Source organism: Nocardia sp. CNS-044 (assembly GCF_059570515.1).
The window spans coordinates 599,416-616,620 of the sequence record NZ_JCANSX010000007.1 but is presented as its reverse complement, the minus strand read 5'-3'; the positions used below and the strand labels follow the sequence as shown (position 1 = coordinate 616,620).

14 protein-coding genes, 2 tRNA genes and 1 pseudogene are annotated in these 17,205 nt (G+C 69.1%); 8 read left to right on the top strand and 9 right to left on the bottom strand.

Annotated features, from left to right (window positions below; translation table 11 throughout):
* The first annotated feature begins 8 nt into the window (after window positions 1-8).
* Window positions 9-806 carry an Fpg/Nei family DNA glycosylase gene (locus T333_RS17560; RefSeq protein WP_355000876.1) on the top strand — a complete coding sequence of 266 codons (798 nt, stop codon included), beginning with the start codon at window positions 9-11 and terminating at the stop codon, window positions 804-806.
* Between the two features lie 48 nt (window positions 807-854).
* Here the strand turns inward: T333_RS17560 and T333_RS17555 are convergent, their stop codons facing one another.
* The gene (locus T333_RS17555) at window positions 855-1,811 is read right to left on the bottom strand and encodes a GGDEF domain-containing protein (RefSeq protein ID WP_141812251.1); all 957 of its coding nucleotides are present in this window, start codon (window positions 1,809-1,811) and stop codon (window positions 855-857) included.
* Window positions 1,812-2,494: 683 nt separating this feature from the next.
* Between T333_RS17555 and T333_RS17550 the strand changes: the two genes are divergently transcribed.
* The 3 genes from T333_RS17550 (at window position 2,495) to T333_RS17540 (ending at window position 2,973) form a co-directional block, all read left to right on the top strand.
* Window positions 2,495-2,565, top strand: a tRNA-Gly gene (locus T333_RS17550).
* Window positions 2,566-2,612: 47 nt separating this feature from the next.
* Window positions 2,613-2,689, top strand: a tRNA-Pro gene (locus T333_RS17545).
* Window positions 2,690-2,733: 44 nt separating this feature from the next.
* Window positions 2,734-2,973, top strand: coding sequence for a hypothetical protein (locus T333_RS17540; protein ID WP_496425110.1), 240 nt, complete (start codon window positions 2,734-2,736; stop codon window positions 2,971-2,973).
* A 173-nt stretch (window positions 2,974-3,146) separates the two neighbouring features.
* Here the strand turns inward: T333_RS17540 and T333_RS17535 are convergent, their stop codons facing one another.
* On the bottom strand, window positions 3,147-3,635 hold the full coding sequence (locus T333_RS17535) for an FBP domain-containing protein (RefSeq protein ID WP_496425109.1): 489 nt from the start codon (window positions 3,633-3,635) through the stop codon (window positions 3,147-3,149).
* Between T333_RS17535 and T333_RS17530 the strand changes: the two are divergent.
* Window positions 3,634-4,431 (top strand): annotated as a pseudogene (locus tag T333_RS17530) (exonuclease domain-containing protein); the annotation flags it as partial. The gene T333_RS17535 and the pseudogene T333_RS17530 sit on opposite strands and share 2 nt — an antisense overlap.
* A gap of 162 nt (window positions 4,432-4,593) precedes the next feature.
* Window positions 4,594-5,673 (top strand): TerD family protein, encoded by a 1,080-nt coding sequence (locus tag T333_RS17525; RefSeq protein WP_496425320.1) that lies wholly within the window; start codon window positions 4,594-4,596, stop codon window positions 5,671-5,673.
* Window positions 5,674-5,764: 91 nt separating this feature from the next.
* On the opposite strand, the gene T333_RS17520 is transcribed toward T333_RS17525, so the two are convergent.
* Genes T333_RS17520 through T333_RS17510 form a run of 3 tightly spaced genes read right to left on the bottom strand, consistent with a single transcriptional unit; the run spans window position 5,765 to window position 7,430 of the window.
* Entirely contained in the window at window positions 5,765-6,484 is a 720-nt protein-coding gene (locus T333_RS17520) for an ESX secretion-associated protein EspG (RefSeq protein ID WP_496425108.1), read from the bottom strand.
* Window positions 6,481-7,065, bottom strand: coding sequence for a WXG100 family type VII secretion target (locus tag T333_RS17515; protein ID WP_496425107.1), 585 nt, complete (start codon window positions 7,063-7,065; stop codon window positions 6,481-6,483). Before T333_RS17515 ends, T333_RS17520 begins: the two co-directional genes overlap by 4 nt.
* Window positions 7,062-7,430 carry a hypothetical protein gene (locus T333_RS17510; protein WP_355000870.1) on the bottom strand — a complete coding sequence of 123 codons (369 nt, stop codon included), beginning with the start codon at window positions 7,428-7,430 and terminating at the stop codon, window positions 7,062-7,064. The genes T333_RS17515 and T333_RS17510 overlap by 4 nt, the downstream gene beginning before the upstream one ends.
* Window positions 7,431-7,610: 180 nt before the next feature.
* Between T333_RS17510 and T333_RS17505 the strand changes: the two genes are divergently transcribed.
* A complete protein-coding gene (locus tag T333_RS17505) occupies window positions 7,611-8,003 on the top strand; it encodes a DUF1801 domain-containing protein (protein ID WP_357251602.1) in 393 nt (130 codons plus the stop codon).
* Between the two features lie 3 nt (window positions 8,004-8,006).
* Here T333_RS17505 and T333_RS17500 read toward each other — a convergent pair whose 3' ends face one another.
* Window positions 8,007-9,251, bottom strand: a complete 1,245-nt coding sequence (locus T333_RS17500) for a serine hydrolase domain-containing protein (RefSeq protein WP_357251605.1) — start codon at window positions 9,249-9,251, stop codon at window positions 8,007-8,009.
* Between the two features lie 510 nt (window positions 9,252-9,761).
* On the opposite strand from T333_RS17500, the gene T333_RS17495 reads away from it, so the two are divergent.
* Window positions 9,762-9,923: a hypothetical protein gene (locus T333_RS17495; protein WP_496425106.1), complete on the top strand. Its 162-nt coding sequence runs from the start codon at window positions 9,762-9,764 to the stop codon at window positions 9,921-9,923.
* A gap of 101 nt (window positions 9,924-10,024) precedes the next feature.
* Here T333_RS17495 and T333_RS17490 read toward each other — a convergent pair whose 3' ends face one another.
* The 3 genes from T333_RS17490 to T333_RS17480 form a co-directional block, all read right to left on the bottom strand.
* Window positions 10,025-12,703: a polynucleotide kinase-phosphatase gene (locus T333_RS17490; protein WP_496425105.1), complete on the bottom strand. Its 2,679-nt coding sequence runs from the start codon at window positions 12,701-12,703 to the stop codon at window positions 10,025-10,027.
* Window positions 12,700-14,517, bottom strand: coding sequence for a 3' terminal RNA ribose 2'-O-methyltransferase Hen1 (locus T333_RS17485; protein ID WP_496425104.1), 1,818 nt, complete (start codon window positions 14,515-14,517; stop codon window positions 12,700-12,702). The genes T333_RS17490 and T333_RS17485 overlap by 4 nt, the downstream gene beginning before the upstream one ends.
* Window positions 14,518-14,596: 79 nt before the next feature.
* The gene (locus tag T333_RS17480; RefSeq protein ID WP_496425319.1) at window positions 14,597-17,062 is read right to left on the bottom strand and encodes a phosphoketolase family protein; all 2,466 of its coding nucleotides are present in this window, start codon (window positions 17,060-17,062) and stop codon (window positions 14,597-14,599) included.
* Between the last annotated feature and the right edge of the window lie 143 nt (window positions 17,063-17,205).

Below are 17,205 nucleotides of genomic sequence, written 5' to 3'. Positions count from 1 at the left end.
GTCGACGAATGCCTGAAGGGCACACGCTGCACCGCCTGGCGAACCAGCATCAGCAAGCCTTCGCCGGCGGTGTGGTGCGGGTGTCGAGTCCGCAGGGCCGGTTTGCCGACGGCGCCGCGCTGGTGGACGGACAGCGACTCGTGCGCTCGGAGGCGCACGGCAAACACCTGCTGCATCACTACGAATCGGGCCTCGCGGTGCACGTGCATCTCGGGCTCTACGGCAAGTTCTACGACTCGGAACCACCGATGGGCGTGCCCGTCGGGCAGGTCAGGATGCGGATGGTCGGCGACGGCTTCGGCACGGATCTGCGCGGTCCCGCGGCCTGCGAGGTGCTGCTGCCGCCGGAGGTCGAGGCGCTGACCGACCGCCTCGGCGCCGACCCGCTGCGTCCCGACGCCGATCCGGACCGCGCCTTCGCGCGAATCCGCCGTTCCCGCAGGCCGATCGGCGCGCTGCTGATGGACCAGAGCGTGATCGCCGGTGTCGGCAACGTCTACCGCGCCGAAGTGCTCTTCCGGCACGGTATTTCGCCCTACCGTCCCGGCGTCGACCTGAGTGCCGAAGAGTGGAGCGCCCTTTGGTCGGATTTGGTCGAGCTGATGCCCGTGGGCGTGGCGACCGGACGTATGCACGTCGTCCGTCCCGAGCACGATCACGGCGAACCGTCCTACGCCCCCGACCGTCCGCGCACCTACGTCTACCGCCGCCTCGGCTCGGATTGCCGGGTGTGTGCCGAGCCGGTTGCTCACGCGGTGCTGGAAGGTCGCAACCTCTTCTGGTGTCCCACCTGCCAGCCGAGCTGAACTCCTTCGGCAGCGCCACCCCCGCCCGCGGACGCGGTTTGCGGGGGTTCAGCCGGCGACGGCCGCGTCTATCTCCGGTTCGTCGGAATCGGAGAACGCGAACCGTCGCCCGCCCGCCGTCTTGGCCGAGTACATCGCCCGATCGGCGCGCCGCAGCAGATCGGTGAAGTCGCACGGGGCGCCCGGCGGGTTGTAGGCGGTGCCCACACTCGCCGAGACCGGCACCGGACCCGCCGACGACCACACCGGGTCGCGCAGCGCTCCCACGATGCGGTTGGCGATCTCGGTGAGGGTCTTGCCGTCCCGGTTCACCGCCAGCACGAACTCGTCACCGCCGTACCGGCAGATCACCGTGTCGGGCGGGCAGACCTCGCGCAGCCGGTTGGCCAGTTCGACGAGCACCTCGTCGCCGACCGCGTGCCCGTATCCGTCGTTGATCTGCTTGAACCGGTCCAGGTCGATGAGCAGCAGCCCCACGCAGCTGTTCGGGTCGGTGGCCATGCGGCGCACCTGATCCTGGAGCAAGGTCCGGTTGGCCAGGTCGGTCAGCGCGTCGTGGGTGGCCTCGTGGCGGAGCCGATGCTGGAGGGCGGCGATCTCCTGCACCCGCAGCGACACCTTGGCCGAAAGACTTTGCTCCTGCTGGGCCAGCGCTCGCTCCTGCAGGGCCTGGGCGTAGCTGTCGATGGCCTGGCTGGCCACGAACGGCCAGCGGGTCGCCACCAACGAGCCCGGCCTGCCGGAGGGGAAGCCGAGCAGCCAGCGACTGGCCTGCGCGAGCATCCTGGTCCGCTCGAACGGCGGCTCGGCGAGGCGAGCGCCCAGCATCCGCGCCTCCGGCACCGGGAAGGGCTCGTGCCTGGCCAGATACAGCAGCCGTTCGACCAGCTCGATCAGAACAGGTTCCAGCTGATGCGGCGTCGTGTGCGAGCCGGGTTCGGAGCACACGGCCCGTGCCCAGGCGCGACACATCGCGGCGACTGGCGGTTCGATGTCGGTCGCCATCGCATTCACCGACCGTGGGCAACGTCGGTACCCGGGTGCCCTGTGCGCACACAGGTGCCGGCCTCACCCCGATCACTACTGCTACGCGGTTGTGTCCACCTCGCTCGGCGCACGCTCACCGCCCCCTTTCCAGATACCCCCGTCCGGCAAAAAGGATCCTAGCAAGCCACTCGGCACTGAAAAACGGCGTTTTACAACGAGTTTTCGATGCCTCGCGAATGGCGATCGGATGTGTGATCGTTCCAGCGGCGCGGATGTTACACATGAGTTTTCGTTCGCTGGAGAGTCGCGGGCCGACGCGCCGGGAGTGTGCTGAAACGGGGGTCCTGCTCGACAAGGGCGTAGGCCAACGCGTCGGCGGGCCCCGACGCCGCGGCGGACACCGGTTCCGGCCCGAATCCGGCGGCACGGTGGGCTCCACATGGAGCGGATCGAGGCTCGGCGCGGGACGCTGCAACTCGAGAGCTGGGATCGCACAGACGGTCCATACGTCACGCAGAGGCGGTGCTGTGTGTCGCGTGCGAAAGCTGTGTGCGACTTGTTCGGCCACCCACGCGCGGTGATCAGCGGCGACGGCCGGTCGCGCACCGCCAGCACGGGGGCGATTGGCGTTTCCCGAACCGGATTCGGTACAGTGCGTGGTGCACACGACATCGTGGCGATCCCATCGATGTCGTATGCCTGCGGGTGTAGTTCAATGGTAGAACCTCAGCCTTCCAAGCTGATGGTGCGGGTTCGATTCCCGTCACCCGCTCAACGCAAGATTCATACTCGTCGGCGGCCCCCGCCACCGCGAGGCCTCGGGGTGTAGCGCAGCTTGGTAGCGCATCCGCTTTGGGAGCGGAGGGTCGCAGGTTCAAATCCTGTCACCCCGACCAGTTTTCGACCTCCCGGCCCGATCGGGATCGGTACCCTGATCGCCGTGGTGGATGCGATGGGGCACGGCCCCACCCAGTTTCAGAAGCCCTGGCCGCCCGACGCGACCCCGGGGATCCTGACGGAAAGCGGGCGGGTCTTCCATCGTGGCGTCGATTGTCCCGGATATCGGGAGGGCGTCGAGAACTCGCGTCGACTCGGCAGACGGATCGCGCCGGTCGAACAGGTGACCTCCGTCGAGGCGCGTCGTCGTGGCAAGGGCGTGTGCAACAAGTGCTGGGCGTAGGGGATTCCTCTCCGGACGGGGCGGGCCGGTTGGGTCGGCGCGTCTCGACCGGAGAGGGATCCCGGGCATCCCGAGTCCCGTTGAGGGAGAGGGGACTCGGGTGCTGTCGGGATGCGGGGTGGTCGAGTGTCGGCACATGGCATCTACCTCCTTTCGAACGGGCTACGGGTGGGTCAGCTGTAGAGCCTGGTGAGGAAGGCGTTCATGTTGTCGCGGACCCGGTCGATCTTCTCCTCGAGCGTGAGGTCCTCGCGGTAGCGGCTGCCGAGGGCGGGGCGCTTCTTGCCGCGCGCGTACAGCGAGCAGGCCAGATCGGTGCACATGTAGGTGCCGATCGAGTTGCCGCGGCGACCGGAATCGCCCGCCTTGTGCGCGGTCATCAGGACCACATCACCGCCGGTGTGCGTGGTCAGGCAGATCGCGCACAGCTGCGGCTTGCCGGTCCCGCCGGTCTCGTAGCGCAACGCGACCCCGACCAGCCGTTCGTCCTGTGGCACCACCAGGTAGCAGCGGCCCGGCAGCGACGGATCTCCCCAGCCGAGGAAATCCAGATCGTCCCATGGCCGCTCCGCGAGGTCACGTGGCACGGACAGCCGCTTGGCGTCTCCCTTGGAACAGTTGACGAACGACGACCTGATATCGCGTTCGGTGACAGGTTTCATGACAGTGTCGACTCCTTCCGGTCGATGGTGGACAAACCGACGTGACGTTACGGACCCCGCCACCCGTGGAACAACGGATTTTCCGCGTCTGCCCCGCCCCGCCGAGATCCACCCGACAGCCTCCGGCGAGCACGGCGACCCGATCGCCCACCCGACCCGCGCCTTGTCACCGAATATCTCGGCTTCGACCTCCCGAGCTGAACGCAGCCGGAAAAGATTCGCCTGCAACACTTTCAGCACCGGCACCGATTGCTCTCGCATGCAGGGGAGCACGGTTGCCCAAGGAGTGCCGCAGGACGGCGGGTTCGGATCTTTCACCATCGTGGATGTCGAGACCACGGGACTACGCGCGTCGGATCACCGCATCCTGTCGGTGGCCGCATTGACGTTGGAGAGCGATGGGCGCGTCGCGCGAGAGTTCCACACGCTGCTCGATCCGGGCTGCGACCCCGGTCCGGTGCACGTGCACGGGCTCACCGCCGAGATCTTGCGTGGTTCACCACGTTTCGAACATGTGCGGGAACAGTTGTCGGAACTGCTGACCGGCCGGGTGATGGTCGCGCACAACGCCGGCTTCGATTACGGCTTCCTGATGAACGAGTTCGACCGCAGTGGTGGTGTGCTGCCGGTGGACCACCGATTGTGCACCCTCGCCCTGGCACGCCGGGTCGCCCCGCCGACGCCGGACTGCAAGCTCGGCACGCTCGCCTCCTATTACGGTGTGCCGCAGCGGAAAGCGCACGACGCGCTGGACGACACTCGTGTCTTGGCAGGGGTCTTTCGCGCCTTGGTCGCGGACGCGGCGCGCCTCGGGGTCGCACCGCCGCTGCTTCGCTGCCCGCCGAAAGAGAACAGCCGGGGTTCCTGGCGGCGCCCTGGCACTCGTTCGGGTCCGAAGTCGCCGTGCGAGTTCAGCTATCCGGGTGCTCTCGGCGCCGATGGCCGTCTCGTCCAGGGAATGAAGGTCGCGTTCACCGGCGAGACCGAGACCGAACGCGAAGTTCTGATCGCCATGGCGGAAGCTGCCGGTTTGGATGTGACGGGTGGTGTCAGTGGACGAACGAGCCTGCTGGTCACGAACACTCCGCATGGACCAACCGGAAAGGCCCGCCGTGCGGCTGAATTGGGCACGCCGATCGTGAGCGAACAGCGATTCGTCGCGATGCTCGGTGAAGTGCGACCGGGACGGCGCAAGGACGATTCCGCCGCGTCGGGACGCACCGCCTCGTCGAAAGCGACCGGACCTCTAGCGGGTCGGCGCATTCTGGTACTCGGCGGCGCACACCGCGAAGCGGCAGATGCTCGCGCCCGTGTCGTGGAACTGGGCGGTTCGGCGGCGGTGAACATGTCGGCTCGGGTGACAGATGTGCTCGCGCTGCCGGGGGCCGGTGCCGATCGCAGGCACGCGAAGGCGATAGAGCTCGGCCTGCCGGTGCACGGCCCGGAGCTGTTGTCGGGCGGGCCGTCGACCACGGTGCGGCAGGTGGCGATCGCCGAAGCTGTAGTTGATCCGATCGATCTGGCGCGCGGGCAGGTGATCGATCTGCCGATCGCTGAACGCGGAGTCCAGTGGCAGCTGCGCGCGTCGTGGGCGCAGAGCACGACCTGGGAGGTCGATCTGATCGCCTTTCTGGTCGACGGCGACGAGCGTGTCTCCACAGACGAGGATTTCGTCTTCTACAACCAGCCCCGGACGAGCGGAGCCGGGCTCGCTGTGGAGGGCCCCAGCGAACAGTCGATCGAGTTCGATCTGGATGAGCTGCCGGTGACCTGCCGCCGAATCGTGTTCGCTGCCGCACTCGAGGGCGCGGGCGTGACCTTCGGTGACGTCGGCGCCGTAGAGGTGGAAGTCGCGCCAGGCGGCGATGCGGCGGCGGTGGCCAGGACAACGCTCGACGCCGCGACCGAGGAAGAGACTCTGCTACTGGCCGAGATTTATCTGCGCGGCGACAACTGGCGACTGCGGGCGATCGGTCAAGGGTACGCAACCGGGCTTGCGGCGCTTGCTCGAGGTTATGGCGTCGAGGTGGATGAGTAACGGCTGACAGATCGCGCAACAGGTCGACGAAATTCGAAGTTCGGAGCCGAGTTCCGGTGGTGGGAGTGGGTACTTGTCAGCGCATCCACCGTCAGCGGATGGCGGCCAAGCGGGTGAGATGGGTGGCGAGTGCGGGGTCGGTGACCGGTGCCAGGGTCAGATCGGTGGTGGTCGTCAGTAGGTAGCGTCCGTCGTCGGTGAAGTCCAGCCAAGTGCGGTGGCGGGTCGGGGGTGACATCGGGTCTTCCGGCGCGACGGTGACGGTGATGAACCCGCGCGCGTCGATCGGCCGGTGCAGGGTCTCGCGGAGGGCGGCGGCGCGCAGCGCGGCCTCGGATCGCTGCTGCCAGAGGTGGGGATCTTCGTGCAGGACGGCCTCGCGTGGTTCACGCATCGGCGCGAGGCGGCCGGGGGGAGCCGAGCCCATGGCGGCCACCAAGTGATGGGCGACTTTCCTTGCGTGGCAGGCGATCACGCTGACGTCGCAGGGCCCCGCGACGATCACCGTTCCCCACACGAGGTGGGTGGCGCCGAAGGCGAGGATGGGCTCATCGGCGCGCCCGTCCTGGACGTAGCGGTCGCCGGATACCGTGATGGTGGTGACGTCACCGCGGGCGCAGAGGGTGAGCGCGCCGGTCAGGTCGGGATCGGCGTTGCGGGGGAAGCGTTTGGCGAGTTTCAGCTTGTCCCAGTCGTTTTCACTGCGGACAGTGCCGCGGTGGGCCATGTTGATCGGGTAGGGGCGGCGATCGAGGCCGGTTTCGACCGACCACACGTAGGTGAACTCGTCCGGCGTGAAGACCCACTTCACCGCGCGCCCTCGCCGCTCGGTTCGGGTGTGCCGAAGACGGGCACCGCGTCGCCGGAGGCGACGAGGGTGGAGTTGTAGCCGAAGGTCAGCGTGTCCTGCGCGGCGGCGAGCGCCTCGGCGGCGGCGATGTCGTGTGCCATCTTGCGCGGACCGCCCTCGATCGCCTCGAGCACCGGGTCCGGATTCGGCGCGTAGGGTTCGGGCGGCGGCGGAATGGCATCGCGGATCGCTTGAGCCGCAGTCGAATTCGACTCCATCAACCGGTGCAGTTCGGCGCAGACGTCGCGCACGGTCGCGCCCGCGCGAAGGAACCGCTCGGTCGATTCGCGCGCGGCCGTCGCCGCTTCGCCGTGCCATTCCGCGAACTCGCGGCGCACCGCGGCCGCGAACGCCGCGAACAACTCGTCGAGCGCCTCGGCTCCGGCCTGCCAGCCCTCGGCGATGCGGCCGAGCTCGGCCGGACGCAAGGCCTCGTGCACGAGTTCCCAGATCTCACGGTGGGTGTAGGCGTCGAAGGATTCCCGATCGGTGACGTACGGCGGGTCGGTCGCCGCGTCGACGGCGTCGGGCGCGCTGTTCACGCGCCCTCGTCCAGGCGGTCGGCGGCCAGCTCCAGCGCCGCGCGCTGGGCGGCGTCGGCCTCGGACACCAACTGCCCGGCCGCCAGATATCCGGCCTTGTAGCGCAGGGCCGCTTCTTGTAGCGCGGTCAGCGTGTCCGCGAATTCCTGCCCTTTGGCCGCGAATCCGCGGGTCAGCGCGACTCCTGAGGGCAGATCGGGAAAACCGCTCACCTCGCCGAGATCGGTGCCGCGCAGCTGGCGCAATCCGTCGATCAGCGCGTCGCAGGCCGACGCCAGTCGCAGCGCCGTCTGTTCCGACATGCGCAGCTCACCGGTCAGCGCGGCATCGAACACTCCGGCGGCCCGTGCCTGTTCCGGTTGCACTGGAATCGCCCCCTCGCTCTCCCTCGGCACGACGGTCGTGAGCAAGGCAGCCTATCAGCGCCCGAGCGCGCCTTTCCGGTGAATCGTGCACGGTTCGTGGATCACACAGCGTCGTCGGTAAGCGCTTGTGCTCCGATCCGAACACTGTCCTCGGACCGGTATCTGTGCCACGATCGGCACATGCCCTACGTGGCCGACCCACGCGTCGACGCCTACATCGACGCCCTGCCCGCGTGGCAGCAGGCGATCTGCCGCGAGGTTCGCGACCTGGTGCACGCCGCCGACCCCGAGGTCGAGGAGACCATCAAGCGCACCGTCCAGCCTTACTTCGTGCTCGACGGCAATATCTGCGCGCTGCTCGCCGCGAAGACGCACGTCAACGTGTTCCTCTACGACGGAGGCATCGTCCCCGACCCCGAGGGCATCATCACCGGCGGGCACGACAACAAGACCGCACGCACCGTGGCCATTCGCGAGGGCGAGACCGTCAATGCCCGCGCCCTTTCGGCCATGTTCCGCCAGATCATCGCCGACAACCGCGCGGGCGGATGGCGAAAACTGAAGGGGCGCTGATTTTCAGCTGGCCGCTGCTTCCGGCTCGACCGGGATCGGCGCTTGGCCGCGGGCGGCGCGGGCGATGCGCTCGGCGCGGGCGGCGAGCATCGGCAGCCTGGCGTCGCCGACCGACATGGCGTGGTTGCCGAGACGATTGGTGACGAAGGCGACCGAGAGGCCGAGTTCGGGGAACGCGATGCCGCCCGATCCGCCGATCCCGAAGTGCCCCAACGCCCTTCGGGTGATGCGCGGACCGACGATGGCGCGGTGGTAGCCGAGCGCGAAGTGTGGCGCCGCGCCGAGCACGTAGTCGAAGCGGCCGTTGGGCGGCATCTCCGCGATGCGCCGGGTCGTCTCGGCGCGCAGCAGTCGGCGGCCGCTCACCATGCCGTCGTTGGCGATCGCGCCGTACATCTTCGCCAGCGCGCGGGCAGTGAACACCCCGTTCCAGCCGGGCATCATCGCGTCGTAGGGCCGGGTGCCGATCGACATGTCGGCCCAGCCGTCGTAGACCGCGCCGCGGGCGGCGTACACCAGTTGCAGCGGTGCGAAGGGCGCGATCAGCCGGTCGATCGGAACCCTGGCGACCCCGATCCGCGGCGAGAGCGTCGCCAGCCGGTGCCGCTCGTGTTGCGGAACGCCGTAGAAGAAGTCGCGCTCGCCGAGCGGTTCGGCGAGTTCGGAGCGGACCAGATCGGTGAAGTCGCGACCGGTCGCGCGCTGGGCGATCTCGGCCACCAGGGTGCCGAAGGTGATGGCGTGGTAACCGGATGCGCGCAGCCGCAACGGATCCGGCGCGGAGGCGGCCATCGCGGCGGAGACCGCGTCGTGGTCCAGGAAGTCGTGCGGGTCGGGCAGCAAGCCGCGGATGCGCTGGAGACCCGCGCGGTGGTTCAGTACATCGCGCAGGGTGATGTCCGCCTTCCCGTTGGCGGCGAAATCCGACCAGTAGTCGGCGACCGGGGCGTCGACGTCGAGCAGTCCGCGATCGATGAGCCGATGGGCGACGGTGGCCGCCACACCCTTGCCGGTCGAGTACGACAGCGCCATGGAGTCCGCGCGCCACGGCCGGTCGCGGTCCGCCCAGCCCGCCCACACATCGAGCACCGGTTTGCCGTTCAGATAGACCGCGAGCGCGCCGCCGCCCTGGCTCTTGCGACGGAACATGCCGAAGAACTTCGAGGCCAGCCCGGTGAAGCGGTCGTCGATCAGCATCGTCCGGGTGTCGGACTCTCGAGCCTGCCCGTTGTCGAGGGGTGCAGTCATGGTCAGACTCCTTTGTCTGTCGGCTGCGCGCGGCCGAACCGCGCAGGCGGGCTGCTTACTCTTGCAAGCGCCCTGCTAGCAGACTGTAACGGCCGTCACGATCCGTCCGCAACGGTCGTTCCCACTGGATGGGGAGTACCCAGCGTCAACCTTTCGATGCCTCAGCACTTCTCACTCCGGGCGCGCGGCGTCGCTAGAACCCCCACGACCTGCGCCGATCGCCGGATACCGCCCAGCTGCCAAGCGACTATCGGCGTCGAAGCCGGGACACGCGGGGCCATCGAGCCGCTCTGAAAGTCCTCTGGACGCCGTCCGCCCCCGATCGCGGGCCACCGACCGGCAGTCCACCGACCGGCACGCCACCGACCGGCGCGCATCGCCCGGCGCGGCATCGAAGAGCGCGGCGCCGACCGGCGCGGCACCGGCCAGCATGGCACCGACCGGCGCGGCGCCGACCGCAAGTTCAGGGGATCCGTACCCGTTGTCCTCGGTTCGGCCCGCGCGTCGTCGGTGAACTCTCGCCAGCGTCCAGCAGGTGATCGCGGGGTCGATTGGCGCGCCTGCGGCCTGGCGGACCGACGTGTCGGCATCCAGCAGTTGCGCTTCCTTCCGCTGCGCACGCCGTCCGACGGCCTCGACGAGGCGATGCTGCCCAACGCTGCGCCCGCGTGACCGGGTCGGCTCGGTCGTGCGCACGGTCGAGCCGACCAAGCCGCCGGAGGTCTTCTACGAGGTCACCGGGTGGAGCCGTTCACGGCGCCGGGCACCGCCGTTCACAGGCGCGGGTCGACGGGCTCCGATTCGAGGGCCAGCACCGCGAACACCGCCTCGTGCACCCGCCACAGCGGCTCGCCCGCGACGAACCGGTCCAGCGCCTCCAATCCGAGCGCATACTCGCGCAGCGCCATCGACCGCTTGCGCCCGAGACCGCGGGTGCGCAGGCGGTGAAGGTTGGGCTCGCGCAGGTACTCCGGGCCGTAGATGATCCGAAGGTACTCGGGTCCACGGCATTTCACGCCCGGCTGAACCAGGCGGGCCGACTCGCCTCGGGTCGGAGTGCTGGCCGTGTCCGAAGTGTCCGGTGCCGAACCGCTTTCCTCGGGACCACGCTCACCGTCGGTACCGGGACGGTCGACCGATCGGCTTCGGACAAGGGAACCGAGCGGCTTCACGATCATGCCTTCGCCGCCCGCGGTGGTGAGTTCGATCCACCACGCCGTCGCGGCCGCTTCGCTGTCGGCATCGGCGAGATCCACCACCATGCGGCGCGTAGGAGTGAACAGCTCCGGATCGGCGGCGACCAGGCGATCGATCACCGCCAGGTGCCAGGCGTGGTCGCGGGTGGCGTGGTTGACGCCCTCGGCGGCGAGCACTTGGAACGGCGCGAGACGCAGCCCGGCAAGACCGTCGGTCGTCCAGCAGTAGCGGCCGTAGGCGGTGGTGAAGGCCGCGGCGTCCGCGCGCCGCCCCGTGGTGCGGTCGGCCAGCTGGGTGACGTCCTGGCCGCGCATGGCGACCGCCGCCAGCACCGCCGCGGTGTCGTCCAGCGCGGCCTTCGCCGCCGCGCCGACGGCCGCGTACTGGTTGCGCAGCAGGCCGACGGCCTTCGCCGACCACGGCAGCAACTCCGTGTCCAGCAGCAGCCACTCGCTGCGTAGTTCCTCGAACAGACCCGCGGCCTCGGCCGCCGCGCGGACTCGCGCGAGCAATGTCTCGGTCTGGGCGGGGCCGTCGAAGAACGGGCGACCGGTGCGCGTGTAGATCGCGCCCGTGCCGTCGTCCTCGACGCCGAAACGGTCCCGCGCGACCGCCGCCGAGCGGGTCACCAGGACGACGGCTCGCGAGCCCATGTGCTTCTCCTCGCACACGACCCGGTCCACCCCTTCGCCCCGGTAGTAGGCGAATGCCTCGGCCGGGTGCTCGAGGTAGCCGTCGAGCGACGAGGTCGCACACGGCGCCATCGTCGGAGGCAGGTACACCAGCCAGCGCGGATCGATCGCGAAGCGGCTCATCACCTCCAGGGCAGCCCCGGCGTTCTCCTCCTGCACGCCGACGCGGCCGTGGTGGCGGGTGTGCACCACGCGGCGTCCCAGCACGTCGTCGAGATCCAGCACGCCCGGATCGCGGTGCACCACGGCCGCGGTGGTGTCGGCCGTGGTGGCTACGGCAGGCGCGAGCGGGCGCACCGGCTCGTACCAAACCTGTTCGGCAGGAACGGATGCCGGCTCGCGCTCGGGGTAGCGCAGCGCCGTGAGGCGACCGCCGAACACCACGCCGGTGTCCAGGCAGAGCGTGTTGTTCACCCACCGCAGCTCGGTCACCGGGGTGTGGCCGTACAGCACGGTGGCCCGGCCGCGGTAGTCCGAGGCCCACGGGTAGCGCACCAGCAGACCGTATTCGTCCGTCTCGCCGGTCGATTCGCCGTACATGGCGAACGCGCGGACCCGGCCGGACGCGCGGCCGTGGTACTCCTCCTTCAGCCCGGCGTGCGCGACGACGAGGTTGCCGCCGTCGAGCACGTAATGACTGATCAGTCCGCGGCAGAAGTCGAGCGTCGCCTTGCGAAAATCCTCGTCCTCCGCCTCGAGCTGGCTCAGCGATTCGGCAAGGCCGTGCGCGATCCTGACCTTCTTGCCGTCCAGCGCGCGAACAAGCTTGTGTTCGTGATTGCCGGTGACACACAGCGCCGTTCCCGCGGCGACCATACCCATCACCAGCCGCAGCACACCCGGGGTGTCGGGGCCGCGGTCGACCAGGTCGCCGACGAACACCGCGGTGCGCCCGCGCGGATGACGCGCGCCGACCGCACGCCCGGCCTCGTCACGCTCCAGCGCGTACCCGAGCTCGCCGAGCAGCGTCTCCAGTTCGGCGCGGCAGCCGTGCACGTCGCCGATCACGTCGAACGGTCCGGTGAGTTCGCGCTTGTCGTTCCACGCCTTCTCGTCGACGAGGGTCGCGCCCTCGATCTCCTCTGTCCCGCGCAACACGTACACCTTGCGGAAACCCTCGCGCTCCAGTCCGCGCAGGCCGCGGCGCAGCTCCCGCTGCTGGCGATGCACCACGTGCGCGGCGAGATGCGAACGGTCGGGACGCAGCGCATTGCGTTGCAGGCACACCGCATCCGGCACGTCGAGCACGATGGCGACCGGTAGCACGTCGTTGGCGCGCGCCACCGCGACCAGTTCCTGACGCGCCCGAGGCTGCACATTCGTCGCGTCGATCACCGTGCGCAAGCCGCGGCGCAGCCGGATGCCCGCGATGTGGTGCAGCAGCGCGAAGGCGTCCGGTGTGGCCGACTGGTCGTTCTCGTCGTCGCTGACGATGCCGCGGCAGGCATCGGAGGAGACCACGGCCGTGGCCGGAAAGTGCTTGCGCGCGAAGGTCGACTTGCCCGAGCCGGTGCTGCCGATGAGCACGACGAGCGAGAGTTCAGGGATGGACAGTTCGGTCATCGTACGGCTCCTTTCGTGTCTTCGCCGGTGGGCCGGGGTTCGTCGGCCCTGGTGAACAGCGCCAGCTGTGTGGGCGCACCGAGCTCGGGGTGCTCGGCGCCCACGGGGCGCAGCTGAACGCGGTACCCGTTGCGCTGCGCGACGCCGGTCGCCCAGGCGGCGAATTCGGCGCGGGTCCACTCGAACCGGTGGTCGTCGTGGCGGAACTCGCCCGCGGGCAAGGTCTCGTAGGTCGCGTTGTACTCCGAGTTCGGTGTCGTCACCACGACGGAACCGGGTGCGGCCGTGGCGAATACGGCGTGCTCGAGCGCGCCGAGGCGCGGCGGGTCGACGTGCTCGATCACTTCCATCAGCACCGCCGCGTCGTAGCCGCGCAGGCGAGCGTCGGTGTAGGTGAGCGCTCCCTGGAGCAACGTGAGCCTGCGTGCGACACGCTCCGGCATGCGGTCCAGCCGCAGCTTGCGCTTGGCGATGTGCAGCGCCCGTGTCGACACGTCGACGCCGACGATCTCGGTGAACATCGGGTCCGCCAACAGCTCTCGCAGCAGCGCGCCCTCGCCGCACCCGAGATCGAGCACCCGCTGCGCCCCGATCTCACCCAGCGCGGCGAGCACCGCCGCCCGCCGCTGCACCGCCAGTGACGGCGTACGGGTTTCATCGGTGCGTTGCTCGCCCGCCGAGTCGACGGCAGACGCGCCCGCAGCGGCATCAGTCAGTGCAGGTTCACCCGTATGCGGCGCCACCGCGCGCGTGTCGGCCCGCATTCCGTCGGATGCGGCGTCCGGCGACGAGCGAGGAGCCTCGGCCGCATCGAGCAGGGCGATCTGTGTCGTCGAGCCGAGCCCCCGTGAACCCGTGGAGTCCGCGGTCTGGCCCGAGATCGAACTGTCCGCATGCGAAGACGCGGCGCTACCGACGTGCACAGCAGTGTCAAATGCCACGGAGGCGTTGTCGTCCAAGGCATTCGCGCCGTCGACATAGTCCTCCACCGCGCCGAGATCGTCCGGATCGGCCTCGTCGATCTCCGCCAAACGCGCCAGTGCGGTGCGAACGAGCGACTGACGCCGGGCCAGGTAGCGACGGGCGATCCACCCGCGTTCCGGGTGCTCGGCCAACCACCCGTCGCCCGCGCGGATCAGCTTGTCGACCTCGTCGGCCGCCATCCAGTAGTGCTTGGCTCCGTCGAGGACGGGCAGCAGTACGTACAGGTGTGAGAGGGCGTCGGCCAGTCGCATCTCACCGGTGAGCGCCAACCGCAGGTAGTGCGAATCGCCCCACTCCGGAAAAGCAGGATCGAGCGGGAGCGGCGTGGTCGAGACACGCCAGCCGAGCGGCGTGAACACCCGCTCCGCGGCCTCGGCACCGCCCTTGCACGGCACCGCGGGCAATTCGATCCGCAACGGCAGCTCGGCGAGCGCGAGTTCCGGACGCGCTTTGCACTGCCCGTGCAGCGCCGTGCGGAACACCGCGCCGATCGCCACGGACAGCAGTGACGACGCCGCGTACGGCCGGTCGTTGACGTACTGACCGAGGCTGAAATCCGGTGTGCCACGCGAACGTCCGCGCACCAGGCGGATCGGGTCCACCTCGAGAACCAACGCCGCCGTACAGCGCGCCGGATCCGCCTCCGGATACACAACGTGCGCCGTGCCGTAGGACTGCTCGAACGCCTGCACCCGCTCGGGGTTTTTGTGCAGCAGGAACCCGAGGTCGGTCGCGGGCCAGTCCGCGCCCTCCGGTCGCGTGCAGGTGATCGTCAGCAGCATGCTGCGATCGTCGCCGACCCACCCCATGGCCGCAAGGAAGTTTTCCACAGCGACGATGAACTTCCATATGGCACAAACCATTCGGGCGCCGATATGTGAACAACCGGCTGTCGCTCCCGCCGCGCGGCTAGCCTGAGAGGCTGACTTCGGGCCAGCTCCACTCCGCGACGCACGGGATGTCGGCGCCGTACTCCCTGGTCCACGCGCGCGCCTGCCAGCGGGCGTCGACCATCTCCTGGCGCAGCCCGGCGGCCTTCTCGCGCAGGTCGGGCACCCGGTCGATGACGTCCATGACGAGGTGGTACCGGTCCAGGTCGTTGAGCATCACCATGTCGAAAGGCGTTGTGGTGGTGCCCTCTTCCTTGTAGCCGCGGACGTGTATCTCATCGTGGTTGGTGCGCCGGTAGGTCAGCCGGTGAACCAGCCACGGGTAGCCGTGGAAGGCGAAGATCACCGGGCGATTCCTGGTGAACAGCGTGTCGAACTCGCTGTCGGGTAGGCCATGCGGGTGCTCTTCCGCAGGCAGCAGCCGCATCAGATCCACCACGTTGACCACGCGAACCCGCAAGTCCGGCAACCGATCGCGGAGTATCGCCGCGGCGGCCAAAGTCTCCAGCGTCGGCACGTCGCCCGCGCACGCCAGCACGACATCCGGTGTGCTGCCGACAGTGTCGTTGTTGCCAGCCCACTCCCAAATGCCAAGGCCTCGTGCGCAGTGCACCGCCGCTTCGGTGACCGAGAGCCAATCCTCCTGCGGCTGCTTGCCCGCCACCACCACGTTGACGTAGTGCCGCGAGCGCAGGCAGTGGTCGTACACCGAGAGCAGGGTGTTGGCGTCCGGCGGCAGATACACCCGCACGATCTCGGGCTTCTTGTTCAGCACCACGTCCAGGAAGCCGGGATCCTGATGGGTGAACCCGTTGTGGTCCTGCCGCCAGACGTGCGAGGACAGCAGATAGTTCAGGCTGGCGATGGGCCGCCGCCATGACACCGCCGCGCTGGCGTCCAGCCACTTGGCGTGCTGGTTGAACATCGCGTCGACGATGTGGATGAACGCCTCGTAGCAGGTGAACACCCCGTGCCTGCCGGTCAGCAGATAGCCCTCGAGCAGGCCCTGGCACATGTGCTCGGAAAGTACCTCGATCACCCGACCGGTGCGGTCCAGCGCGACGTCGTATTCACCGATCTCCGCCTGCCAGTCGCGTCCGGTGACCTCCAGGATGTCCTGGAGCCGGTTGCTGGCCAGCTCGTCGGGCGCGAAGGTGAGGAAGTTGTCCGGATTGCGCCGGGTCACCTCACGCAGCCAGCCGCCGAGCACCCGGGTGGCCTCGTGTTTCGTGCCGCCGGGCGCGTCCACCTCGACGCCGAAATCGCGCCAGTCCGGCAGAAGCAGATCGCGAACGAGCATGCCGCCGTTGGCCACCGGGTTCGCGCTCATCCGCCGATCACCCGCGGGCACCTGGTCGAGCAGTTCCGGCACCGGCTGTCCCGCCTCGTCGAACAGTTCCTCCGGGCGATACGAGCGCAGCCATTGCTCGAGCACCTCGCGATGCGAATCGTTGTTCCGCGCGGCGGGCAGCGGCACCTGATGGGCGCGGAAAGTGCCCTCGACCGGGTCGCCGTCCACCAACGGAGGACAGGTCCAGCCCTTCGGGGTGCGCAACACGATCATCGGCCAGTTCGCGGGCGCGCCGTCGGCGCCGGACCTGGCGGCGCGCTGAATCCGGTCGATCCGATCGAGGCAGCCGTCCACCGCACCCGCCATCGCCTGGTGCACCGTCGCCGGATCGTCGCCCGCCACGACGATCGGTTCGTAGCCGTATCCGCGCAGCAACTCGATGAGTTCGTGCTCCGGAATCCGCGCGAGGATGGTCGGGTTGGCGATCTTGTACTGGTTGAGCGCCAGGATCGGCAGCACCGCGCCGTCGCGTCCGGGGTTGAGGAACTTGTTGGCGTGCCAGCTGCCTGCCAGCGGTCCGGTTTCGGCCTCGCCGTCGCCGATCACACAGAAGACGATCAGGTCGGGATTGTCGAGCGCGGCGCCGTAGGCGTGCAGCAGGGAATAGCCGAGTTCGCCACCCTCGTGGAAGGAGCCAGGTGTCTCGGGCGCGCAGTGACTGGGCACCCCGCCGGGGAAGGAGAACTGGGCGAACAGCGCGCCCATCCCCGCGCCGTCGCGCGGAATGTGGCTGTACAGCTCGGAATATGTACCCTCCAGCCAGGCGCACGCGTTCGGGCCGGGACCGCCGTGGCCGGGACCGGCGACGAACACCGCGTCGAGTTCGCGGCGACGGATCGCCCGGTTGGCGTGCGCCCACACCAGATTGAGCCCGGGCACCGTGCCGAAGTGCCCGAGCAGCCGAGGCTTGATGTGCTCGGGACGCAACGGTTCGCGCAGCAGCGGGTTCTTCATCAGATAGATCTGGCCGACGGACAGATAGTTCGCCGCGCGCCACCAGGCGTCGATCGCGGTCAGCTCCGCGCGATCCAGCGGCCCGGACGCCTCGCTCAGCCGATAGGGCCGGGGCGCGATGGAAACGCCGCTTCGCGCGCCGACATTGTCCGCCGAGGTGTCGCCCCCGGCACTGGCCATCTGCGTCATCCGCCGACTCTCCTCACGGTCGCTGGGAAATCCGCTTCACCGGCCGCATTACCCGTTTACGGGCCGCGACACCCCGAGACTGCCGGAAACCGCCACTGGACGCACGGGCACTGTGTCGTCGCTGCGCGCGCGGG